General features: G+C 40.3%; 23 protein-coding genes and 1 pseudogene. 12 read left to right on the top strand and 12 right to left on the bottom strand.

Annotated elements, in window-relative coordinates:
• Positions 1-49: 49 nt before the first annotated feature.
• The 8 genes from V7K67_RS11165 to V7K67_RS11130 all read right to left on the bottom strand — a co-directional run bounded on the left by V7K67_RS11165 (position 50) and on the right by V7K67_RS11130 (position 9,004).
• Positions 50-1,279 (bottom strand): IS1/IS1595 family N-terminal zinc-binding domain-containing protein, encoded by a 1,230-nt coding sequence (locus V7K67_RS11165; protein WP_442943811.1) that lies wholly within the window; start codon positions 1,277-1,279, stop codon positions 50-52.
• A gap of 185 nt (positions 1,280-1,464) precedes the next feature.
• Complete coding sequence (locus V7K67_RS11160; RefSeq protein WP_334731526.1) at positions 1,465-2,244, bottom strand: phosphate ABC transporter ATP-binding protein; 780 nt, start codon at positions 2,242-2,244, stop codon at positions 1,465-1,467.
• A 511-nt stretch (positions 2,245-2,755) separates the two neighbouring features.
• Positions 2,756-3,535, bottom strand: a complete 780-nt coding sequence (pstB, locus tag V7K67_RS11155) for a phosphate ABC transporter ATP-binding protein PstB (RefSeq protein WP_334698271.1) — start codon at positions 3,533-3,535, stop codon at positions 2,756-2,758.
• 37 nt (positions 3,536-3,572) lie between these two features.
• Positions 3,573-4,454, bottom strand: coding sequence for a phosphate ABC transporter permease PstA (pstA, locus tag V7K67_RS11150; protein ID WP_335166527.1), 882 nt, complete (start codon positions 4,452-4,454; stop codon positions 3,573-3,575).
• Between the two features lie 72 nt (positions 4,455-4,526).
• Complete coding sequence (gene pstC / locus V7K67_RS11145) at positions 4,527-5,528, bottom strand: phosphate ABC transporter permease subunit PstC (protein WP_334731523.1); 1,002 nt, start codon at positions 5,526-5,528, stop codon at positions 4,527-4,529.
• A gap of 216 nt (positions 5,529-5,744) precedes the next feature.
• Entirely contained in the window at positions 5,745-6,788 is a 1,044-nt protein-coding gene (gene pstS, locus V7K67_RS11140) for a phosphate ABC transporter substrate-binding protein PstS (protein WP_334731562.1), read from the bottom strand.
• Between the two features lie 393 nt (positions 6,789-7,181).
• Positions 7,182-7,751, bottom strand: a complete 570-nt coding sequence (locus tag V7K67_RS11135) for a Uma2 family endonuclease (RefSeq protein ID WP_334709863.1) — start codon at positions 7,749-7,751, stop codon at positions 7,182-7,184.
• 299 nt (positions 7,752-8,050) lie between these two features.
• Positions 8,051-9,004, bottom strand: a complete 954-nt coding sequence (locus V7K67_RS11130; protein WP_334731521.1) for a stage II sporulation protein M — start codon at positions 9,002-9,004, stop codon at positions 8,051-8,053.
• An 80-nt stretch (positions 9,005-9,084) separates the two neighbouring features.
• Here V7K67_RS11130 and V7K67_RS11125 point away from each other — a divergent pair, with 80 nt between their 5' ends.
• On the top strand, positions 9,085-9,930 hold the full coding sequence (locus V7K67_RS11125; protein ID WP_334709861.1) for a glycerophosphoryl diester phosphodiesterase membrane domain-containing protein: 846 nt from the start codon (positions 9,085-9,087) through the stop codon (positions 9,928-9,930).
• A gap of 45 nt (positions 9,931-9,975) precedes the next feature.
• Positions 9,976-10,761, top strand: a complete 786-nt coding sequence (locus V7K67_RS11120) for an RDD family protein (protein ID WP_334731520.1) — start codon at positions 9,976-9,978, stop codon at positions 10,759-10,761.
• Positions 10,762-10,827: 66 nt separating this feature from the next.
• Here the strand turns inward: V7K67_RS11120 and V7K67_RS11115 are convergent, their stop codons facing one another.
• Positions 10,828-11,079, bottom strand: a complete 252-nt coding sequence (locus V7K67_RS11115; protein WP_334731519.1) for a hypothetical protein — start codon at positions 11,077-11,079, stop codon at positions 10,828-10,830.
• Between the two features lie 294 nt (positions 11,080-11,373).
• Positions 11,374-12,165 carry a DUF1868 domain-containing protein gene (locus V7K67_RS11110; RefSeq protein ID WP_334731518.1) on the bottom strand — a complete coding sequence of 264 codons (792 nt, stop codon included), beginning with the start codon at positions 12,163-12,165 and terminating at the stop codon, positions 11,374-11,376.
• Positions 12,166-12,365: 200 nt separating this feature from the next.
• Here V7K67_RS11110 and holA point away from each other — a divergent pair, with 200 nt between their 5' ends.
• The 8 genes and pseudogenes from holA to V7K67_RS11070 all read left to right on the top strand — a co-directional run bounded on the left by holA (position 12,366) and on the right by V7K67_RS11070 (position 21,174).
• Positions 12,366-13,355 carry a DNA polymerase III subunit delta gene (gene holA, locus V7K67_RS11105; RefSeq protein WP_334731517.1) on the top strand — a complete coding sequence of 330 codons (990 nt, stop codon included), beginning with the start codon at positions 12,366-12,368 and terminating at the stop codon, positions 13,353-13,355.
• Between the two features lie 109 nt (positions 13,356-13,464).
• The gene (locus tag V7K67_RS11100; protein WP_334731516.1) at positions 13,465-13,959 is read left to right on the top strand and encodes a DUF4168 domain-containing protein; all 495 of its coding nucleotides are present in this window, start codon (positions 13,465-13,467) and stop codon (positions 13,957-13,959) included.
• A gap of 405 nt (positions 13,960-14,364) precedes the next feature.
• Positions 14,365-15,498 carry a substrate-binding domain-containing protein gene (locus tag V7K67_RS11095; protein ID WP_334709855.1) on the top strand — a complete coding sequence of 378 codons (1,134 nt, stop codon included), beginning with the start codon at positions 14,365-14,367 and terminating at the stop codon, positions 15,496-15,498.
• Positions 15,499-15,755: 257 nt separating this feature from the next.
• Positions 15,756-16,113, top strand: a pseudogene (gene nifH, locus V7K67_RS11090) (nitrogenase reductase); the annotation flags it as partial.
• A gap of 671 nt (positions 16,114-16,784) precedes the next feature.
• Positions 16,785-18,272, top strand: coding sequence for a nitrogenase iron-molybdenum cofactor biosynthesis protein NifE (gene nifE / locus V7K67_RS11085; RefSeq protein ID WP_335166523.1), 1,488 nt, complete (start codon positions 16,785-16,787; stop codon positions 18,270-18,272).
• Positions 18,272-19,582 carry a nitrogenase iron-molybdenum cofactor biosynthesis protein NifN gene (gene nifN / locus V7K67_RS11080; RefSeq protein WP_334733456.1) on the top strand — a complete coding sequence of 437 codons (1,311 nt, stop codon included), beginning with the start codon at positions 18,272-18,274 and terminating at the stop codon, positions 19,580-19,582. Before nifE ends, nifN begins: the two co-directional genes overlap by 1 nt.
• Positions 19,583-19,749: 167 nt before the next feature.
• On the top strand, positions 19,750-20,721 hold the full coding sequence (locus V7K67_RS11075) for a type I restriction endonuclease (RefSeq protein WP_335166520.1): 972 nt from the start codon (positions 19,750-19,752) through the stop codon (positions 20,719-20,721).
• Positions 20,722-20,805: 84 nt separating this feature from the next.
• Positions 20,806-21,174, top strand: coding sequence for a hypothetical protein (locus V7K67_RS11070; RefSeq protein ID WP_334733454.1), 369 nt, complete (start codon positions 20,806-20,808; stop codon positions 21,172-21,174).
• Positions 21,175-21,384: 210 nt separating this feature from the next.
• On the opposite strand, the gene V7K67_RS11065 is transcribed toward V7K67_RS11070, so the two are convergent.
• Entirely contained in the window at positions 21,385-21,762 is a 378-nt protein-coding gene (locus V7K67_RS11065) for a hypothetical protein (protein WP_334733453.1), read from the bottom strand.
• 128 nt (positions 21,763-21,890) lie between these two features.
• Between V7K67_RS11065 and V7K67_RS11060 the strand changes: the two genes are divergently transcribed.
• Both V7K67_RS11060 and V7K67_RS11055 read left to right on the top strand, forming a co-directional pair.
• A complete protein-coding gene (locus V7K67_RS11060; protein ID WP_334733452.1) occupies positions 21,891-22,070 on the top strand; it encodes a hypothetical protein in 180 nt (59 codons plus the stop codon).
• A gap of 960 nt (positions 22,071-23,030) precedes the next feature.
• Positions 23,031-23,240 (top strand): TOBE domain-containing protein, encoded by a 210-nt coding sequence (locus V7K67_RS11055; protein WP_334710236.1) that lies wholly within the window; start codon positions 23,031-23,033, stop codon positions 23,238-23,240.
• 208 nt (positions 23,241-23,448) lie between these two features.
• On the opposite strand, the gene V7K67_RS11050 is transcribed toward V7K67_RS11055, so the two are convergent.
• A partial coding sequence (locus V7K67_RS11050; protein WP_335166517.1) for a tetratricopeptide repeat-containing protein occupies positions 23,449-23,861 on the bottom strand: 413 nt, incomplete at its 5' end.

Below are 23,861 nucleotides of genomic sequence, written 5' to 3'. Positions count from 1 at the left end.
GATTGCTTTTGCGCCATGTGATTTATTCTACGATGCTATGTGCATCTATTTACTTTTTCTTTTTTGCACTACCCCGATTTATTGAGCGGATACAACCTAACTTTAATTTTTTAATAATTGAATTAGGAGATTCCCCGGTTATTTTCTGTAATTCGGAACCTAACTTAGACACAGATAGTTTAGTTTGAGGTGACTTGAGTTGTATATCTTGAATGATTTTTAATAGTAATTTATCTAATGTTTTTTCATTAGAAATTACCGAGGGATTTTCTTCTTGAATAGATTGTGCAGATAATTTATCTAAAATCGGGCTTATTTCCTCAATTTCTACTTGCTTGGGATGATGTTTAATATTGATATTAGCTCTTTCTTGAAATAAACTTGCTATCGTTGCTAAACTGTTTAATCGAGCATTGATTGAATTTTGTTCATTTTTAATTAAATCTTGAATTTGCTCAACCACTTTTTCCAAAGATGGAACTTCTGTTGCCATTGTTAGAGAATAGTGAGTTAATTTGCCAGTATTTCGGTTTTCTATATGCAAAGTTTGTCCTTGTCTACGTATCCAATAGACAATCAATCCCTGGTTTTGGAGTTCGTTACAGAGGTGAATTAAAATTCCATCGCTAGAACAGACCAAAATTTCTTTAACTGTTGGATAAGAGCGTAAAACACAAGCACCAAATGCGATCATTTTTGCATCAGCACTATTCTTACCCTCTGGCACATGGACAAGTTGATAACCACGATTATATAATTCAATATCTTGCTTCCCAATACTGGAATTTCTCCAGTTAGCAAATGCTATTTTAAATTGGAGAGGATACTTACAAATACTGGCTAAAAATAATTCTGAATTCACATCTAATTTTAAGTTTTCCGCATCCAAAAGCAGAAGTGAGATTCCTGTTTCTAATTGATGTTTAATTTCAGATTTTTGTTGAATTTTTTGGATAAATTGGCTGAACACAGCAGATTCTAGCCAATCAGCCGATAAGATAATTTGCAGCAATTCTTCAGCTAATCTCAAACTAAAAGAGTCAAGGCTTTTCTCTGTGGTTTTTTCTTCTAGTAAGTTTTTCACTAAAGAAAGTTCCGTCGCCTCATCTGTAGATACTTTTGTATGCCCGTTGCTGTTAGCAAGCAAATCAATTTCTAGAGAAGCAGGGAATACAGGCTCAAGGAATTGTTTACCACAATTTTTGCAGAGGTAATTCTGCTTGTCATGACGACGACCATTTTTACGATATGAAGTAGATTCGCACCGGGGACATTTCATTTTATGATTCAGGTGGTCTAGAGCAGATACTTGTCTTTAAATATATAGTATAAAAAAATACTGTAAATGTCAGTTCGTATTGCCCAACACAAGAAAAACTCAAAGCAAGAGAAAATTAAATTTAACCCCTAATTTCCGCAAGACTATCTAGCAACTTTCTGAATAGCTAGAATTTTAGAAACTCTTCAACTGACGCGGGCGAAAACATAGTCGCGGGTACGAGAATCCACGGGGTTAGTAAACATTTTATTTGTAGTACCAAATTCAACCATTTGAGTAATGCGATTTTCATTACTATAAAAGAAAGCTGTAAAATCAGATAGACGAGTAACTTGCTGCATATTGTGAGTAACAATCACAATTGTCAATTCAGAACGTAAATTATGAATCAAATTCTCAATTTTCATGCTACCCGTAGGATCAAGACCTGAACAAGGTTCATCCATCAACAGGACGTTCGGCTTGACTGCTAAAGCACGAGCAATGCATAGTTTTTGTTGTTGACCGCCAGAAAGCTCTAAAGCCGATTTGTGCAGCTTATTTTTAACTTCATCCCAAAGTTCAGCAGCTTTGATGGCAGATTCAACTATTCCATCTAATTCTACTTTCGGATGCCATCCAACCAATTTCACCCCATAAGCAACATTATCATAAACGCTCATAGGAAAAAGATTTGGCTTGGGAAAAACCATACTAACTTGGCGACGTAAGCGATTGATATTAACACGACGCTCATAAATACTCTGTCCAAAAAATTCTACTTTTCCTTCAACTCTCACTTCTGCTTCTAATTCACTCATGCGATTTAACGATTTAAGAAAAGTAGACTTGCCACAACCACTAGAACCAATAATTGCTGTGATTTGGTTTTGGTAAATATCCATTGACACGCCTTCAACTATCTTTTGAGTGTCGTAATAGAAGCTGAAGTTTTTGACTCTGATAGCTGGAATTAGTTTACTCATATTCCCAAAACGTGTGAAACGAAACTTGATTAGGTAAAACAGTACAAATCAGCGCCGCTGTTTCACTATGTTACTCCCAAAAGGAGATATTCATGGAAATTACGTAGCTACATGGTAGCTATCCAGCAGATAAACTGTTAGTAAATACCTGTATTCAAGCAATAGAAAGACGCGATAAATCGCCGTCTCTACAGGTAATTTATCCATCAATTATTTATTGACAGACTACTAGTGGTCTGTCCCATTAATTTTGAGGGTTAAGAGAACGAACCGCAAAGGACGCAAAGAGGAGGCAGCGCGGTCTTGGGGGTTTCCCCCATGAGCGACTGCCGTCGCAAAGGAAGAAAAGTTAAGAATGAGTTATCCATTATATTTAATGGATGAATTCCTTGTAGAGACGGCGATTTATCGCGTCTCTCTAACCGTCAAAATTAATGAGACAGACCACTAGATGTGGTTTAGTTTAATTAGATGGTTCGACAAAAATTATTAAGTCATGTTAAGATATACTTTAACCGAAACGCCCTGAAATGTAGTCACGGGTGCGGGGGTCTAGTGGGTTGTTAAAGATTTGCTCTGTAGCACCAAATTCAACCATTTGACCAATGCGACTTTCGTCGGTGCTGAAGAAAGCCGTAAAATCAGAGACGCGAGCGGCTTGCTGCATATTGTGGGTAACGATCGCAATTGTCAACTCAGACTGTAAACTATGGAGCAGTTCTTCAACTTTCATCGTAGCTATGGGGTCAAGAGCCGAGCAAGGCTCATCCATCAGTAAAACTTTTGGTTTGACTGCTAAAGCACGGGCAATACATAATCTTTGTTGTTGACCACCAGAAAGCCCTAAAGCTGATTTATCCAGCTTATCTTTGACTTCATGCCAAAGAGCAGCACTGTGAAGTGCAGATTCGACAATTTCATCTAATTCTAATTTTGAATATCTACCTGCTATTCTCATCCCGTAGGCAACATTCTCGTAAATACTTATCGGAAAAGGATTTGGTTTTTGGAACACCATACCAATTTGGCGGCGTAACCGATTGATGTTGACACGAGGAGCATAAATATTCTGACCAAAAAATTCTACATCTCCTTCAACTTTTACGGGCCCTTCTAATTCACTAATACGATTAAGAATTTTGATGAAGGTAGATTTACCACAACCACTAGGGCCAATAATTGCGGTTACTTGATTTTGATAAATATCTATTGATACCTTTTCGATTGCTTTTATTGTGCCATAGTAAAAGCTGATATTTTTAACTTTGATGGCTGGAATTAGGTTACTCATGCTTTCCCAAGGTGCGAAACAAAAACAGAAATTTATTTTACTTTAGTCTTCTCTGCCTAATAACTAAACGAGAAAGAATACTTACACATAAAATTAAGCTGAGTAGAACTATAGAAGTAGTCCATACTAATTGGCTTTTTTGCGGGTCGGGGTCGTTGTAGAGGTTAAAAATCAATACTGGTAAAGAAGCGGTTGGACTTAACAATCCTTCTGACCAATCTAGACTAAATAAAGCAGTAAAAATTAAGGGTGCTGTTTCCCCAGCCGCACGAGCTACAGCCAATAGAATACCTGTGGTAATTCCGGGGATTGCAGCAGTTACAATGATGCGAAAAGTCGTTTGGAAGCGAGTGCCGCCCAAAGCAGCGGAGGCAAGGCGTTGAGATGTGGGAATAAGTTTTAAGGATTCTTCTGTTGCCAGTATAATTACAGGTAGCATGATTATGGCTAAAGCAAAACCACCTGCGATCGCACTAAATCCTTTAGTTACTAAAACTATTACACCATAAGCGAATACGCCGACAACAATTGAAGGTACGCCTGTCAGAATATTAGTGATAAAACGAACAAATCCAGCGATGGGATTGGCTTGACCAAATTCCGCCAAGAAAATTCCTGTCATAATTCCTGTGGAAATGCTTAAAATAGCACCAGTTACTACCATAATTATGGTTCCCAGAATGGCATTACCAAAGCCATTGTCAATCACTGCTTTGACAAACATCTCTGATTTCAGTCCAGATATTCCCCGGATGAGAATTTCCCACAAAATTGATAGTAAAGGAATGAGTGCTAGACCTGTAAAACCAAAAGCGATCGCATTCATTACATAAGTAAATATGACTCGTTCTGTTGGCAGAGGGCTGCATAATTCTTTCGCTAAAGATTCATCATTTTCTGACTGGATATAACCACTCATATTTTTGACAATTTTGGATTGATAAATGTCTTGCTACATTGATATTTGTGGAAATCTTAAACATAACTAGTATTAGCTATTTTTCCTGCCAACCCACTTAACTAATAGTACAGCACCAATATTTACAGCTAGAGTCAAACCAAACAAAATCAATGCCAAATAGCTTAAAGCGCCTATATGCAATCCCGGTTCCGCTTCGGCAAATTCATTAGCTAACACAGAGGGAATTGTATAAGCTGGATTGAGTAGAGAAGCACTGATTTGAGCAGAGTTGCCAATCACCATAGTGACAGCCATTGTTTCACCCAAAGCACGTCCTAAGGCGAGCATGGCTGCACTCACCATTCCAGAAAATCCAGCTGGTAGCAAGACTCGAAAAATTGTTTCCCAACGAGTGCCACCTAAAGCCATAGATGCACTGCGTAATTCTTTAGGGATAGCCATTAATACATCACGAGTAATTGCTGCCATCGTGGGCAAAATCATGATGGCTAGAATAATTCCAGCAGTCAACATATTAGTCCCCGAAGGATCTTCTGTGTTAAATAGTGGTATCCATTTAAAAGTACTGGCTAGCCACTTTTGGAAAGGTTCAAGAACTGGAATAAAAACAAAAATTGCCCACAAACCAATAATTACACTAGGAATTGCTGCAATTAATTCAACAACAAATGCTAGGGTGGTTCGGAGCGATGAAGGTAAGAAATTTTCACTCGTGACTAAGGCTACTGCTATTCCAATTGGGACAGCAAATAAAATAGCGATCGCACTACTTACCAAAGTTCCATAAATATAGGGTAATGCCCCAAAAATCTTATTACCTGTATCCCAATCTTGGCCCCACAAAAACCCTATTCCAAACTGCTTAATAGCTGGTAGAGCTTCGTGTAAAATTACCCAACTCATCAAAAATAGCACTGCAACGGTAATCACGGCAAAAAAGTATACTAGCCATGTAAAACTTTGGTCAAGCCAGAAATTTGTGCTGCCGATAGCTTTTAGATTCAAGCTTTCATCATCTAGATTTGAATCCTCTGATGAATTTATGTCGGCTGGTTCCGATGAATTTGCCATTACAAATCAATAAAATAGATTTTTTTATTAGGGTGAGTTAACAACTCACCCTATTACAGCAATCTCAGATAGGTTGTGAGCAAAAAATCATGAAGACGAACTGCTAAGTACGCATTCGCGTAGCGTCTCGTAGAAAAGGACGCGAAGAGAGAAAGAGAAGATATTCACAAACAATTTAGGATTGCTGTTGGTGAGGTAAAGTAGTAAGGTTACAAATTAAGGTTTGACAGTGTTATTCACTGTCTGAAGCACCCGATTTACCACATCAGATGGAATTTTGGTATAATTGAGGTCATCGTTATATTGTTGACCGTCTTTCAATACCCAATTAATCCATTTTTTAATAGCATCAGCTTTAGAAGCATTAGCATACTGTTTGTAAACAATAATCCAGGTGAGTCCTACGATGGGATAACCTTGTCCTGGATCTCCTACGAAAACGCGGTAGTTGTCTGGAAAAGTCACAGTTGATAAAGCCGCATTTGCAGATTCTAAAGAAGGAGCAACAAATTCTCCTTTCTTATTTTGTATCAATGCTGATTTCAGGTTATTTTGGACAGCGTAACTATATTCTACATAACCAATAGAACCAGGAGTGCGAGCTACTATAGCAGCTACGCCTGGATTACCTTTACCTTTGAGAACGTTTGGTAGATCCCATTTTGGAGCGGTATTAGCTCCAACTCTGCCTTTGAAATAACCACTGGTTGCACTCAAGTGGTTAGTGAAAATGAAAGTTGTACCGCTACTATCGGCGCGAACAGCAAATTTAATTGTTTGATCTGGTAGATTCACACCCGGATTATCAGCTTTAATTTTTGCGTCATTCCATTTGGTAATTTGACCTGAATAAATTGCTGGTAGTGTAGCGCGGGATAATTTGAGATTATTAACACCTGGAAGATTGTAAACAACAGAAACAGCACCGCCTGCTGTAGGTACTAAGATTGCACCATTCTTGACTTTAGCGATTTCATCATCTTTCATTGCAGCATCACTAGCACCAAAGTCAACGGTTCCAGCAATGACTTGACGAATACCACCACCGCTACCAATTGCCTGGTAGTTAATTTTCAAGTCTGGATATGTCTTCTTGACTTCACGAGCATACCGTTCGTAAAGGGGAGCCGGAAAAGTTGCTCCTGCACCGTTCAAGGTTTCAGCTTGTACGATCGCACTAAAAAATGGACTAAGTGCAATAGAAGTTGTCACCACTGAAGTAGCAACGACACGATTCAAGATGGCGGTCGAAAAAATCATATTACCTCTGATTAAAGGAATCTTTTCCTGCTGTAATTCCAGCCTTAAATAGGCTACATTTTTCATGGTTAAAGCTTATTTAAAAATTGCTAAACAAAAAATTAAGATGCGTTTAAATCTTACTTTTAAATATTTCTGCGATTATTGTTGCGACTTTTTCGTGCTTAATTGATTCAGTTGATATTTGTATCGATCGCCACTTATCTCTATAGATAGGAAGCATTGCCTCTTGTTCATCAGATAGTTCGGTTATGATGCACTTTGGCATATCATTTGTGCGTCTTGGCATATTTCAGTGCAAGAATAGTAGGTTGGGTTGAATTAAGTAAACAGAATGTCTTCTGTTACTCTTTGGCTAAAACATTAATGTTAAAGTAATCCGATTAATATTTATTACACAATCACCTTTAACCACCCAAAAATATCACCTACCGTCAACTGTAACCCCTGGCAGAACTCTGGCACTGGTAAAACAGACTCAATTTCCTCAAAAGGTAAAGGTTGTTGTCCCGCAGGATAAGCAGCAATGAATCGCTCATCAGGGTCAATTAACCAACCCATTTTAGTTCCGTGATTGAGAGCGTGTAAGATTTTTTTTGTAACTTTTGTATGGCTTTGTTCGGGGGAGAGAATTTCGATTATCCAGTCGGGCGCTGCGGCAAATGTATTAGAAATATCACCATTTTCATCTACAGGAAGCCTTGCCCAAGAGAATACAGCAACATCGGGAACTATAGAACGTCCTGCAAAAGTGCAACGTAATTCTGGAAAAGCCCAACCCATTTTTTGTATTTTGATAACAGAATTGATTGTGGGACAGAGTTCTCCTTGAATAGTGCTATGTTTTCCTTGAGGCATAGGTTTTGGAATAATTTTGCCGTCGATATACTCCCAATAAGGTTTAGTTTCTGGTAGTGTGAGAAACTCTTCTAAAGTCAATGTCTTATTTGGTGTTTGTACCATGATTATCCTAGCTTCAACTTATGATGATTTTTTACATACTTAGTATTTATCTTATTCTAAAATATTTTTTCAATTTACCAATCTGCCATTACCTATAGGAATCCGATTTGATTCCTTAAAAAATCTAAGTATATGTAGTGGTTTGGCAAGCTTAAAATAGTGTATTAGACGTAGGTAGGTTGGGTGGAGCGGAGCGCAACCCAAAAGATATCAGGATGTTGGGTTACGCAAAGCCTCCACCCAACCTACAATTTTTTTCCATTTTGTTCAAAAATCAAATAGTAATCCTATAAATTATTTCATGTTTGCTTGCGGCTACAATACATTACTAAAAGTATAAATAATCCTATTCCTGCCACATATTTAATCGGCTCAGGTATGCTGGGATTAGGTGAAAAAAAGCCTTCGATCGCACCAGCAAGAATCAACATTGGTACAATCCCAAATACTAGCTGCGCCGCTTGAGAACCGTAGAATTTTAGTGCATCCCCACGGCGATATTTACCAGGAAATAAAATTGCTCTTGCTAATAAAAATCCCGCACCCCCAGCAAAAAAGATCGCGGGTAATTCCAAGGAACCATGCGGAAACACAAAGGCCCAAAAAGGATAAGCTAGATTATTTTGACCAACTAAAGTACCAACAGCACCAATTAATAAACCATTGAATATCATCAAATAGGCTGTGTATGCTCCAGCCGTCATGCCACCAGCGACAGCCCCAAAAGACACTGACAGATTATTGATCATGATACCGCTGGATGCCAGAGGTTCAACACCGACAATTGAACCCATCCATAATTTATGCTCATCTCGCACCTTGGTAATCAAGCTTTCAGGTACAATCAAAGGCATAAAGCTGGGGTTTTGCCAGGAATACCACCAAGCCACTAGTGCGCCTAGTAAAAATAGCGCCGTTGCCGCAGCAATGTATACAAAAGCTTTCTGGACTACAGATGGTAATCCCCAACGGTAAAACTTTAGGATTGCCTGCCATTCCTGTCGCCGCGAACCTTGGTAAATCTGCGTATAGGCACGAGTTGTTAAAGATTGTAAACTTTGGATCAAAGTATTGCCGATTTGCTGAGTGCGGGCACGTGCCAAATCTGCCGCGACTGAACGATATAAACTCGCTAACTCTCTAATCTCTGCTGCTCGTAAGGATTTTAACCCTTTTTTTTCTATCTGCTTTAATAGGGCATCCAAACGCTGCCAATTTGGTTCTCGTCGTGCAATCCAACGTTGAATATTCATGAATTTTGGGAACACTGAATTTAACTTAGCTTAAGATAGCCTCAAATTCATCTCCGTAGTTTCAAGGGAAATTTATCATTATGTCTGAAAACTTTGGATCTTCCGGTCAAATACAACCACTGAGTATCGGTAACGTTGTGAGTGCTGCGGTACGGTTGTATCGTTCTCATCTGAAGACTTATCTTAACCTGGCTGCGATCGCTCACTTGTGGATTTTAGTTCCTGTGTATGGTTGGGCAAAATATGCAGCTATTTCTGGACTAATTTCACGCTTGGCTTTTGGAGAATTGATTTACCAACCTGAAGGTGTCCAAACTGCCAGCAGCCATGTTAATCCACGTCTTTGGTCATTTTTAAGAGTTGCTTTCCAAGTCGGTATATCTTTGGCTCTCATTTATTTGGGACTAGCGATCGTGGGCGGTGTAATAGCTGGCTTAATCGCAGTAGTATTAGGAGGGGTATTAGGCACTTCAGGCCTGATAGTCACAACCACATTGGCAATAATTGTGACAGCAGGCATTGTATTGTTGGGACTAACGTGGTTCTACTCCCGTTGGATAGTAGCTGAAGTGCCCTTAGCAGTAGAGGAAAATATCAATGGTGGCGAAAGTGTTGCCAGAAGTTGGGAGTTAACTAAAGCCTCAGTATTTCGCATTCAGGGCGTTGTTTTAGTTGCTTTTATCGTGACATTTCCGTTGGTGTTTGTATTAAACTATATACCTAGCTTATTCCTAATCAAGCTTGAGCCTGGTACTGCTATTTACTCGATTGTCTATCTTATTTCTGTGATTGGAAGCTTGATTGGTGGAGTTTTAGTCATGCCATTCTGGCAATCACTAAAAGCTGTTTTATACTTGGACTTGCGTAGTCGGCGTGAAGGTCTAGGTTTGCAATTACGAGAACCACCCTCGCAAGATTTTCGTTAACTCAACATCTTAATCCAACTCTATTAATTTTGAATTAGTTAAAATATGCGCTTTTTTAATCGCATCACATTCCAGACTCCAGAAAGTGTAGAGTTGGAATTTACTTTAGCGGGAATCGGTAATCGAGCTTTGGCACTGCTGATTGACTATACAATCTTGATTGTAACCTTGCTTGTATTTCTCCTTACCTGGACTATCTTTTCAACGCAACTCTTCAATTTTTTTGAAGGCTTAATTACGAATGCTCAGAATTTAGGAATTTGGTTAATCGCAATTTTCTGCTTGATTGCCTTTGCCATTTATATCGGCTATTTTGTATTTTTTGAAACCTTATGGTTTGGGCAAACTCCTGGTAAATGGGTTGCTAAAATTCGCGTAGTTCGAGATGATGGTAGACTCATCGGACTACAACAAGCAACCCTACGTGCCTTACTGCGGCCCTTTGATGAAACTTTATTTATTGGCGCTTTTTTAATTATGTTGGGTAGCCGCGAAAAGCGCTTAGGTGATTTGGCTGCTGGCACGATTGTAATTCAAGCCCAAACACCCACTGCATCTGCAACATTGACAATTTCAGAACAGGCAAAGACACTCCATAAACAGTTAGTAGAGATTGCCGATTTATCACCATTGATGCCAGATGATTTTGCAGTTATTCGTGAATATTTGCAGCGACGTGGTGCAATGTCATTCAAAGCAAGAGCCTCATTATCTCTAAAGTTAGCCGAGCAAGTTGTAGCTATTATTAATTTAGAAAAATTGCCAGAAACTGTTACACCTGATGTTTTTTTAGAAGCAATTTACCTCGGTTATCAAAAACCGGAGTTTTAGGCTGGAGATTTTATTTAGAGCATTTACAAAAAGCTAGATTTAACTAAAAGATAAAATCATTAATCTTCATTCCTCTCCTCGCAACAACCGTTCTCGATGCTCATCTCCTTCTTGTCGAGTCCGCGAAACCCATTCTTGAGCATCCTTACTTAATAGCGGATAGGGAGCCATACCTTTTAAATCGCTCCACTTGCGTTTTGGTTGAGCTTGGTTAATATGCTTTTTTATCCGCTCTACCAAATGCCCCATTACCGTCAATTGCTCTTCTGGATTCAGTTGCTCAATCTCGCTTAAAATTTTTTCGAGTGAGGGACTCATCAATCTAACCCTTGTCAATATCTGTAAATTTTAGCGTCTTTACTCTTAGTTATTCCCAATTATTTCAAAAAGCCCAACATTCCCAGAAATTAACTTAAAGAATGTTTGTACTGCACTCAGGGCGATCGCATTGCATTTGGTTTGAACAATTGCGAATTAAGAAATTGATTTTAAATAGATCGAATTGTAATCAATTTATCTAAAGTTGCGTCATATTCCGGCAGAAATAACTAATAATCAGTAGTCAGTTGTCAGTGAGTGGAAATTACTGACAACTAACTACTAATTAATTACTTAAAAATCTAAAATCGGCCAATCTGGTTCACGATAATAGCGTGTCATGTTATCAAACTTTCGCAACTCGACGCGATCGATCAAAAATTCTGGCAAATTCAACAGCCATTGCTCATTCAATTCAGAAAGCATAGTGCTGAAGCTTATGCGGTCTAGGTCAGATGGAACCTCCCCAAAATAGGCTAATGTAATATGGGCTGTGAAATGATAATGCTGCTCAATACCCAAGGCAATTAACTTGGGATTTTGATAAATTTTTCGACGAAATTTAATAATTTCCTCGTAGCAGCGTTCATCTTGAGGTACTAAACAAACGGCTATAGCTCTTGGCATCAGTATCAGTCCCAGCATTTGCCATTGAATTGGATGACTCCTATTTGTCATCAATTGTTGATATTCCTGAAACACTTCAGCTAAACAAGAATGTAACTCCTCGTCAAATTTGGGATTTTTTTCGTAGGCATCAAGATAAGCATTGTCCCAAATTAAATCCGCTAAAGTCAGATGGAAGCTAGCAGGAGGTACAGGTACAATCAAATTACGGTTTACAGGCAACTGTAAAAGTTCCTGTTGGTAAGTCTGTAATTTGGCATAGAAAGCAGAGTTTTGTGATTCTTCTTCTGCCGCAGGCGGGGTAATTAGGGTATAGCCAGGAAAGGACGCTGCTTGTCTCAGCCCAGAATGTGGCTGAAATTTAGAAGATTCCTGGATATGCTGGGCTTGGGATCTGTAAGCTTCTGGCAGCGTCAGTCGTGCTAACCGATTTAAGTAAGTTTGATAGTTGTCGTCCAATCTTCATAGCCTCACGCTCTCACTTGATAGATTTTAGGGAAAATTACCTTAATTAACAGAATGATTTCAAAAGTATTTATTTAATTTTTGGGAGTGGGGAGTGGGGATGAGGAGGATGAGGGGGATGAGGGGGAATTATTGAATAAGTTTCTTCCTTGTCTCTTCCTATGCCCAATTCCCAATTTCCAAGAGGTTTATCTATGCCAATGTATGTTTACTGGGGTGAAGATGATTTTGCGATGGAAAAGGCGATCGCTATGCTGCGCGATCGCGTCCTTGATCCCCAATGGACAAGCTTTAACTACACTGCATTCTCCCCCGATCAAGCTGATGCTGCTATCCAGGGGTTAAATCAGGTCATGACGCCCACTTTTGGGGCTGGTGGGCGCTTGGTATGGCTGATAAATACAACCTTGTGTCAGCACTGTCCAGAGAACGTGTTGGCAGAATTGGTGCGATCGCTACCTGTGATTCCCGAAAACTCATTTTTATTGCTCACCAGCCGCAACAAGCCAGATGAACGCCTCAAATCCACGAAATTATTAAAACAGTTTGCGACCGAATTCCGAGAATTTCCCCTGATTCCCCCTTGGAAAACAGAATTACTGGTGCAATCTGTTACTCAAGCAGCCCAGACTGTGGGTGTAAAACTGACTGCCAATACTGCCCAACTGTTGGCAGAATCCGTAGGGAATGATACACGGCTTCTTTACAATGAATTAGAGAAATTGCGTCTATATGCCCAAGGTAGTAATAAGCCTTTAGATGCAGATACCATTACAAAGTTAGTAAGAAATACTACTCAAAATAGCTTACAATTAGCAGCAGCAATCAGAACAGGAGATACAGCTAAAGCTTTGACAACCTTAGCAGATTTGAGCAATGCTTCCGAGCCGGGATTACGGATAGTTGCTACGCTGATTGGACAATTTCGCACCTGGCTATGGGTGAAGATTATGATAGAAAGTGGTGAGCGCAATCAACAAGCGATCGCTACTGCCGCTGATATCGGTAATCCCAAACGGCTCTATTTCTTACAGCAAGAAATCAGATTGCTTTCTGTGCAACAGTTAATCTCTTGCTTACCCCTACTACTAGAATTAGAAGTGAGCCTCAAGCAAGGAGCATCAGAAACATCAACACTCCAGACTAAAATAATCGAACTTTGTCAAGTATGCCAAGGAAATTGACAATCAAATATAAAAACTTGATGTATTGAACAGTTGCCGGAACTTCCAACTCTGAAAATAATTCAAAGTCCTTATAATATCCCTGATGTAGTTCTGTATCACAAACTATATGAAGAAAATTTCCGATTTATTTTCTCTAACTAGCCGAAAGCGAATCCTTTCGCAATCATTTTTTTTTGGTGCGATCGCCACTGTGAGTGTAATTTCCACCGCTTTTGCATGGAATTCAAAAGCTTATGCTCAAACTCCACCACCAATAGTTAACAATACAGTTAATAATACTGAAATCAACAGCTACGCTCAAGCCGTGCTAGCAATGGAGCCAGCCCGTCAAAATGCCTTTGAAGAAATTAAAAAACTTATTGGCAATGGAGAAATTCCCAAAATTGTTTGTAACGATCCTAACAGCATAAATGGTCTTCCAAAGAAAGCTCAAGATATCGCAGTAAATTACTGTACCCACGCTCAAAAAATTGTCGAAGATAATGGTTTAAGATTTGAACAGTTCAACAAAATTACTATAGAACTACAAAATAATAATATTTTAAAAAGGCAGGTTTACAATACCCTATTACGCCTGCAACAACCTTCTGAGTCTCGGTAAGTAGAAAGGCTTAATTCAACCAAAGCTCGTAGTGAGTTAGCACAGTCCATTGGTATCAACTTCAGCATAAGATGTATAACTAAGAACATCTAGATGGATATTCTTAGTTATACATCATGAGTAAAAACTGGTAATAATTTCCTGCTAGACAAATACTCCCTTCAATAGAATTTAGGGCTTTTGAGGCATAATAATCAGGTAAAAAACAACCAATCGCAAAAATAATTTGCGCTTCGCAAGCAAATTTGCAATTGATGTGATAGTCTTTTTATATGGGGAATCAAGAAAGCGAAAGCACAAAAAGTCTTCAAAGAGAAATGGTATAAACTCAAAGACGATACTTTCGCCTTGGCAGATGCAATGTTTAAATCCGCTACGGCTTTTTGAAACCAAGAGACAAAGCCAATGAAGCAGGATAGTGATCTCCGTAATAACTTGAAGTCCATTAGAACTCGCTTAGGTATGAGCCAACAAGATTTGGCTAACATCGCTAATGTAACTCGTCAGACTATTAGTGGTGTAGAGTCGGGACAATATGCTCCCTCAGTGGCCATAACACTTCGCTTGGCCAAAGCTCTTGGGTGTCAAGTAGAGGATCTATTCTGGTTAGATCGGGATTTACCTGAAATTGAAGCCGTTCTCGCCAAACCTGTTCCTAATGGTCAGCAACTACGAGTTAGCATGGCTCGTGTGGCAGGACAATGGATAGCTTATCCCTTAATTGGTAAAGACGCTTTTCGCCAAGATATGATTCCGGCTGATGGTGAAGGCACAAGCCAAACAGGTACAAATAAAGTTCGAGTCAGGTTACTAGACGATAATCTCGAAACACTTCACAACACAGTTGTAATTGCTGGTTGTGCCCCAGTGATTTCACTATGGGCAAGAGCCACCGAACGCTGGCATCCCCAACTGCGAGTTCAATATAACTTCGCCAATAGCATGGCTGCATTGCACAGTCTATGCAGAGGTGAGGCGCACATCGCTGGGATGCATCTGTACGATCCTGAAACTGGTGAGTATAATACTCCTTTTGTTCGAGATGTTCTAGCTGGGAGGGAAGCAGTTCTAATTACCCTTGGGGTTTGGGAGGAGGGACTTTTGTTAAAGTCAGGGAACCCAATGGGAATTAGAACGGTTACTGACTTAGTTGCAGGGGGAGGGACTATTGTTAACCGCGAAATAGGCTCTGGTAGTCGAATGCTTTTGGAACAAACACTCCAAAAAGAGCAGATACCATTCGATGCTGTTCAGGGGTTTGATAATGTACTCAAAAGTCACCAAGATGTTGCCCAAGCTTTAGTAACAGGAATTGCCGATGCTGGTATGAGTACGGCATCTGTAGCTACCGCTTTTGGGTTGGGATTTATCCCTTTACATCAGTCACGATATGATTTGGTAATTCTCAAGGAATATCTGGAAGAAGCACCAGTACAGCAGTTGCTTAGTACTTTGGGACATCGGATGGTTCACTCCCAATTTGAAATTCTCGGCGGTTACGATATCAGCAAAATTGGGGAAGTTGTAGCGACTGTTTAGAGTGAATTGCAATGGTTGGTTATGTGGTTTAGAGGATGTTTTAAAAGTATTGGGCGAATAGAATTCGCTACTACACAAACAAAGTCTACCTCCGTGGACTAAGAAAAATTAAGAGTTTTTAACCTGCGTAGGCAGGTTTTGTCTGTGTGCCGCGACTTCTAGTCGCCAGGGCTAGTACGAATTGAGACTTTACAAACATCCTCTTAGGGAAAACTTGGCGTAAATTTAAATTCCTGCTGCAACCACTCTTTAGGTATGAGCGATTAAGTACCCAGATGATTCACTTCGTCCCCCGTGACAATATCGTGCAACACGCCGAATTGCGTCGGATGACGGTGAACGAGTATGCACCTGACAGTGGACAAGCTAATGAATACCGTACACTAGCAGATAAGATTATCAACTAATACAAATCTCGCAGTTCCCACACCTATCGAGATGGATGAGCTAGAAGATTTGTTGATTGAATTTGGTATCCTTGAAAGTGAAGAAAATGCGGCAAAAATGATTAGCCAAGCAGATGCTCTTAAGAAGCAAGAAGATGCTGAAGGCGAAGCACTAGAAGCACTGAAAAAAGGAAATGTAGAAATAGTTTCCGGTAGTGAGAAGAAGTAAGTTTTTTGTTGAGACTCAGGTGCTAAATGCACACTAAATATTAGGTGGGCGAGAATAGCCCACTTTCTCACCAATCTTTTAAAATGGAGGTAGTTGAATAGCTAATCTTAAATCATGTGTGTTTTATGTTCACCATGCTAACACTAATACACGAACGGGTACATGGCAGTATTAATACTTTAATAGTCTAGTTCGTGTTTTTGTTTCCTCCTTCTCTAACCCAATACGCTTGGGTTAAGCATTTCTTTCTTTTCTCTGCGTCCTCTGCGTCTTCTCTACGAGACGCTACGCGTTCACGCAGTGTCTCGCAGAGAAGGCGGTAGCCTGCGGCAAGCCCTTCTCTACGAGAGGCTGCGCCAACGGGTTCGGGGGTGACGCTCCTAACGTCGCTAACGCTGCGCTAACGCAATCGACGGGAACCGCCAAGACTGCGACCCCCTCACCGCTTTGCGTCTACGTTAAAAATTTGACTTTGATAACAGAGTTTTAGCCTTAACCCAAGCGTATTGTTCTCTAACCTAGTTGGTCTTTATGCTTGAGGGAATGAAAAATTCTCTTTTTCATTCCCTTTTATTCCATGTTTTAGATACACACTTAAGAAATGAAAATTCTTTTCAGTCTTTGGAAATTCAGTTATCACCTAACAACTTCTACCTATTGGCATCAAACAAATGAATCCCACCCCAGGAAAAACCAACGATTCACTCAGTGACTCCAATTCCGAAGATGCTCGTCAGCAGCAGATGCAAAAGAAAAAAAAGTCTTCTACACAATTACCCCAACCTGGAACTACTCAAGGGAGTTGCGCTTTTGATAGTGCAATGATTACCCTAGTACCAATCACTGATGCTGCTCATGTAGTTCATGGGCCAAGTGGCTGTGCTGCCAGTATTTGGGGAAGTTACAGCAGTCTCTCCTCTGGTTCAATGCTGTACAAAATACGCTTTACCAGCGACATAGATGAGAACGATATTATCTTTGGTGGAGCTAAAAAGCTGTACAAAGGCATTTTAGAATTAGTAAGACGCTACAAACCTACGGCGGTATTTGTTTACTCTACTTGCATCACCGCCCTGATTGGGGATGACATTGAGGGAGTTTGCAAAAATGCCACCGAGAAAACAGGAATACGCACTATCCCTGTACATTGTCCTGGATTCATTGGAAACCAAAATTTGGGCAATCGTGTTGCTGGTGAAGCGTTGCTAGAACACGTTATTGGAACAGCGGAGCCAGATACTAGTACACCTTATGACATCAACCTAATTGGTGAACATAATATCGCAGGTTCAATATGGAATGTTCTACCCTTATTGGAGAAATTAGGTATTAGAGTTTTGGCAAAAATTACAGGCGATGCTGTCTACAAAGAAGTTTGCTATGCCCATCGTGCCAAGCTGAACGTGATTCTCTCCTCCAAAGCATTAATTAACATGGCAAAAAGGATGGAGAAACAATATGGCATTCCCTATATTGAAGAGTCTATTTATGGCATAGAGCAAATCAATCAGTTTCTCAGGAACATTGTTGCAAAGTTAGGTAATCCTGATTTGCAGGAAGCTACAGAAAAACTAATTGCAGAAGAAACTGCTGAAATAGATGAGAAACTAGCTTTGTATATTACCCGATTACAAGGTAAGCGTATTATCCTTTCTATTGGAAGCTTCAAGAGTTGGCTGATTATCTTTGCTGCTAAGAAATTGGGGATGGAAGTTATTGCTATTCTTACTAAGAATAATCCTGAAGAGGATAGAATTAGAGTCAAAAGTTTGCTGGGTCAAGATGGCATAATTCTAGAAAAAAGTAGTCCTCAAGAAATTTTACAGATAATTAACGAAAATCAAGCTGATATGTTAATTGCTGATAAACGCTATCAAGATACTTCTCTTACAGCTAGGATTCCATTTCTAGATATTAATCAAGAACGCAACCGTCCCTATGCAGGCTATATAGGAATCTTAGAGGTAGCACAAGAACTGTATGCCGCTTTTTACAACCCTGTATGGGAGCAAGTATGCCAGCCAGCCCCGTGGTCAGAGGATGGGGGAGATGAGGGAGCAGGGGGAGATGAGGGAGCAGGGGGAGAAATTTCTTCCTCATCCCCCTCATCTCCCTCATCCCCCTCATCCCCCTCATCTTCTCCAGAGGAGGACATTTAATGGCGATTATTAGCGTTACGAGTACATCTGTTGCAGTTAATCCTCTGAAGCAAAGCCAAACTGTGGGTGCAGTTTTAGCCTTTTTGGGGTTGAAGGGAATGATGCCTTTATTACACGGTTCTCAAGGCTGTACTGCTTTGACTCAGGCGGTATTAGTACAACATTTCCGTCAGACGATTCCCCTTTCCAGTACGGCGATGACCGAAGTTGCAACAATTTTGGGTGGCGAGGAAAGAGTTGAACAAGCAATCTTGACTTTGGTGCAGAGATCCAAACCAGAAATGATCGGTCTTTGTAGCACTGGACTGGTGGAAACCAGAGGTGATGATATGGGGCGCTTTGTTAAGGAGATTCGCCACCGTCACCCAGAACTGAATTATTTACCAATTGTGCTTGTCTCTACACCGGATTTCAAAGGTACATTACAGGATGGCTTTGCTGGTGCAGTTGAGAGTATAGTCAGGGAAATCCCCCAAAAAAGCTCTAGGCAAGATGCTTGTGCTACACAAATCACTATTTTGGCGAGTTCTGCTTTCACACCAGGGGATGTACAGGAAATCAAAGAGATTGTCACTTCTTTTGGACTTGTACCTATTGTTGTACCTGACCTTTCTGGCTCATTAGATGGTTCTATAGAAGATTCCTCTAGTAGCATTGCAGCTAATGGCACAAATGCAGCACAGTTGCGCTCAATTGGCAGTTCTGTATTCACTTTGGCATTAGGTGAGAGTATGCGGGCTGGGGCGCAAATTTTGGAGCAGAGATTCAATATACCTTATGAGGTATTTGGTGAATTGACGGGATTAGTAGCAGTAGATAAATTCCTGCAAGCATTGGCGGATATCAGCGGTGTCAGCGTACCACAGAAATATCGCCACCAGCGCCGTCAGTTAAAATATATGATGTTGGAGAATCACTTTTACTTTGGCTGTAAGCGAGTTTCTTTGGCGTTGGAACCCGATTTACTTTGGTCAACAGTTGCTTTTTTGCGATCGCTAGGAGTTCAGATTCACTCAGCAGTAACAACGACACGCTTTCCTCTACTAGAAAAACTTCCGATTCCCACCGTTACTATTGGCGATTTGGAAGATTTTGAACAATTGGCGGTTGGATCTGATTTACTAATTACCAACTCTCATGGAGTGGCGATCGCTCAACGCTTAAAAATTCCTCTCTACCGTCAAGGGATTCCCATTTTTGACCGCTTAGATCATAGTCAGCTTACCAAGGTTGGCTACCGAGGTACTATGCAGCTTTTATTTGATATTGGCAACCTGTTTTTAGAGCAGGAAACAAAGGTTAAGCATTAAACAGAACTAACTCTAGCTGTTCATGAACATATTACCAATATTATTGGTAATATGTATCACTAGATACAATCTTGCCGATCAAGTTCAGCTTTGATAGTTAGTATCAAGTCGTATACTCCATCGAAAAGATACCAACCAATGCCAATAAGCTAGGCACAAGCTTTTTCATGAATCCAGCACAGCTAAAAAAAATAACTGTCAAAGCGAGTCGTGTTACCAGAAAACTTCGCCGTCGTTTTGACCTTGCACAATCTGCGATGCCCTTAGGAAGAAGCAAGCTACGCGTTGGCGGAGCCTCTAGAGAAGCCATCGCACTATCTTTGCTCACTTGGTTCGAGGTTATTGGCTACACAGTTTTATTAGAGCCAGATATTGCTTTGGGTAAGCATCAGATCGGGCGGAGTAGTTATAGTGATGTAGTTTTGTCTCAGCGCCTCCATGACGCTTTGCAGAAAATTAACCCGAAAAAACCTGATGAAGCGATCGCCGCAGCTATACATCAGGTTACTTCCACAGAGAGTTCTAACTTGCTGGAAAATAACCGCCGCTTTCACACATTTTTGACCAATGGTGTGGAAGTTGAATACCTGTATAAAGAAAAAATAGTTCATGACAAAGTGTGGCTCATTGATACGTCTAATCTACTGAATAATGATTGGTTAGCTATTCATCCCTTGACTGTAGTTGAGGGGAGTCATGTTCATTGTCCTGATGTAGTTGTCTTTATCAACGGCTTACCTTTGGCAGTTATTGTCTCGATTCAGCCAAGTGATGAACAGGCAACTTTCAAAGAAGGTTATCAACGAATTCAAACCTACATTGAACAAATACCGAAGCTGTTTTCCTACAACACATTCCTAGTTATTCCTTATGGAAATCGGGCACGAGTTGGTACATTAACCTCCGACTGGCAGGAGTTTTTACCCTGGCGCACCATTGATGGTGAGGACTTTCCTGCCAAGGGCGCAACTGAACTAGAGATACTAATTCAAGGCATTTTTGACAAACGGCGTTTCCTAGAGCAAGTATTGCACTTGATAGTGTTTGAGGAGAACGGAAGCAGCATTAGGAAAAAATTGCTTCGCCGACCTTTTTGTACTACACAGTATCCCAAAAAATCTTCGCGCCAAGGCTGGTAAGTGCTGAGTTATCAGTGATTAGTAGAAAAACTAACTCACAATTCAAAATTCCCAATTACTACTTTCAGCATGAAAGTTATAACTATGAACACAAGTTGGTATGAACAAGAGCTAGTCAAAGAATTCAAAACGGTTATTGCTCATTCTTTCCCAGAAGTCGAAGAATTGCTAAAACACTGTCATGTTAAACTCATCGAGTCTTATTGGGGAAGACCTCGTATTCATTTTCTGCCATACTTCACAATTTATTGTCCTGACAATCTGATTGCTGCTGTCAAGGCTCAGATATCTATACTCAGGGAAGTAGCAGAATATGCGGGATTAGTTGAGGTTGTCTGCCTAAATGCTACGCATCTGCTGCGAGATCCGATGTCGAAGCTAAAGCAGACAGATCCGCGTTTGTGGTTAGAACTGCAATGGCTTGCAACACAAAAACAAGAACACTTGCTATGACAACCCGACTTTAGACATCTAAAGAATTGGCGTAGGGACAATACCCTGCGGAAAGCCGCTTGGCGTCTACATTAATTGTCCCTACAAAGGGTTTCAGGTAATGCATATTTAATTTTCACTTCTATGTCTAGGGACAAAAAAAGGAGGTGTTACCCTCCCTTAGTAAACTATTAGTCATTGGACATTGGGGATTGGGGATTAGGGATTAGTTTATTCCCCTAGTAGTTCCATTACCTGCTCTAGCTTCAGTTTTGCCTTGTAGAGATTGATTAACCGCTCTTGCTCCCACCTCTCAGGCGCTTGGTAGCGTTTCCCTTCCATCGTCAGCTTAATCAACGCTGCTTGCTCATCAGTGGGTGAGTTCATCTCATCTAGCGCTTGGGCGATATTCTGGTAAGCTTCAAATGACAACCTTCTCAACCCCATCCCCTTTTCTAGCTGGCTTAGGGCTATAGCAGGGAATGCAATCAGGGAGGTAACGTAACTTGTCTTGTAGCCAGTGTTCCCCGTTGGCTTGATGCCGTACCGTCTACACAAATCTCTCAACTCAGCAATGGTTTTAATTTCGAGTTCTGACCGTGTGAACATAAAATAGAATTACCCATTTGTAAAAGTGGTATCGGTAGGTAGCAACTTTCTAACGGTGAATTACCTACCGATTAGACACTATATTTCGTTGTTAACATCGATTCAATTTATATTTACATCTCTCAACAATGCCTAACCCTAAAGGGAATGCTCAGAACTTCGAGAATCAACCAAGCAAAGAATTGACTGAACAGTTGAATTTTCGTGTTACCAAGGAAATGAAGGAAGAGGTAAAGGCACAAGACGACCCTCCTGAATTCTGTAGAGAAGCTATCCAAAAAGCACTAGATGAGAAGAAAGGGAAGTAGTTGTAAATTTACTTGGAGTAAAATAAAAAACCTTCCTGTTAGAGAGGATATTGTCATTAGGTTAGTTCTCTGATTTCATCAGAGAATTTCACGTGTGCCCATATCCTTTCTGCTAATTCCCCATGAACAAGGAGTACATCTGACTCTCCTACAAGTTCGAGATAAAGGGTGTCCTGTACTTTTCTCATGCGCTTAATTGCTTTCAGATTAAGTATGGTTTCCCATACATCATCAAAGTAATTGAAGAAGAATTCAGAAGTCAGAATTCAGGAGTCAGAATGAATCAGTGGGGGATCCAGACCCGCCACTGATTGTTCGCATGATTGCGTCTCCCCTTCTCACATTGGGAGAGGCTAACGCCAAGGGAGAAGACCACTAAATCAAAGATTTAGTGGGGGTCTTAAACCCCTGGATTCAGACGCTCGTTCGCATGATTGCGTCTCCCCTTCTCACATTGGGAGAAGCTAACGCCAAGGGAGAAGACAAAGGCTTAGCTACGCTATCCACCAGTCGCACAAAATTCATTCTGAATTCTGGCGACTGACACATGTATTCTGTTTCGATAAGAATTAAATAACATACAATTTATGTCCCTGGTTTACCTCACCCTCAATCCCTCTCCTTTATAAGGAGAGGGAAGCTAGAGATAGGATGAAGTTTTGCATCTTATTACTTTTTACTTCTTAACTTTGTTGTTATGATGCCTGCGGTCTTCCATTTATCTGTTTGCCTTTTATTTGTATATGGTTTATTTGCTTGCATCCTCAAAAATTTTACCAAATCTGTCCATTATTACCAAATAAGTTGGTGCAAAAAGACATGAATACCAAAATATTTGTGTATATTCTCTATATTAATGGATAGTAAAAATTCATATATTTCCTATCTGTAGTTATACAGATTAATTGAATTACTTGTTATTATATATCGTGTAAATAAAAAAACAGTAGGAGTCATAAAATGCAAGTTAGCGCTCGTAATGCTCTCAAAGGAACTGTCAAAAACGTCGTTGTTGGCTCTGTAAATACTGAAGTAACAATAGAAGTAGCGCCAGGGGTAGAGGTGACTGCAATTATCACCAAATCATCAGCAGAAAATCTCAAACTTACTGAAGGCAAACAAGTCTACGCCATAGTGAAATCATCAGACGTAATAATTGCCATAGATTAAAGTAATTGTTGACGTTTTCTTAAGGGAGGGGCAATAAAACTGCCCCCTGTAAAGCGATCGCTCATTGTTAGGATAAGTCAGGGAGTAGGGGGAGAAAGGGTTTGTCTATTAGCCACATAAACAAATGTCTGCATAGGATTGCGATCGCTGCTAAAATTTGAACTACAACTGTTGTGTGGCATCAATTTGGTGAGAAAGGGTGCGATCGTTAGCGATATGCTTCTCTTAAAAATATTGCATAATTTCGCCGAACCCTCATTGTATGAGGATGACCTACACCTAAAGTACATTCACAAATTGCCAAAGCTTGGTGATACAGAGATTCAGCTTCGCTGTAGCGTTTTGTAGAATAGTAGAGTAATGCTAGATTATTCAAGCTAGTGGCGACATTGGGATGGTTGTCTCCCAGTAAGCGTTTTCTCAGTTTCAAAGCTTGCAGATGCAGGGGTTCGGCTTCGCTGTAGCGTCCTATAAAACCGTAGAGTTCTGCCAGATTGTTCAGGCTAGTGGCGACATCAGGATGGTTTTCTCCTAGTAAGCGTTTTCTCAGTTTCAAAGCTTGCAGATGCAGGGGTTCGGCTTCGCTGTAGCGTCCTATAAAACCGTAGAGTAATGCGAGAT

Source organism: Nostoc sp., from assembly GCF_036917155.1.
Classification (GTDB): domain Bacteria; phylum Cyanobacteriota; class Cyanobacteriia; order Cyanobacteriales; family Nostocaceae; genus Nostoc.
Note: the sequence above shows the minus strand (reverse complement) of the source record. Positions and strands in the feature narration are given on the sequence as shown.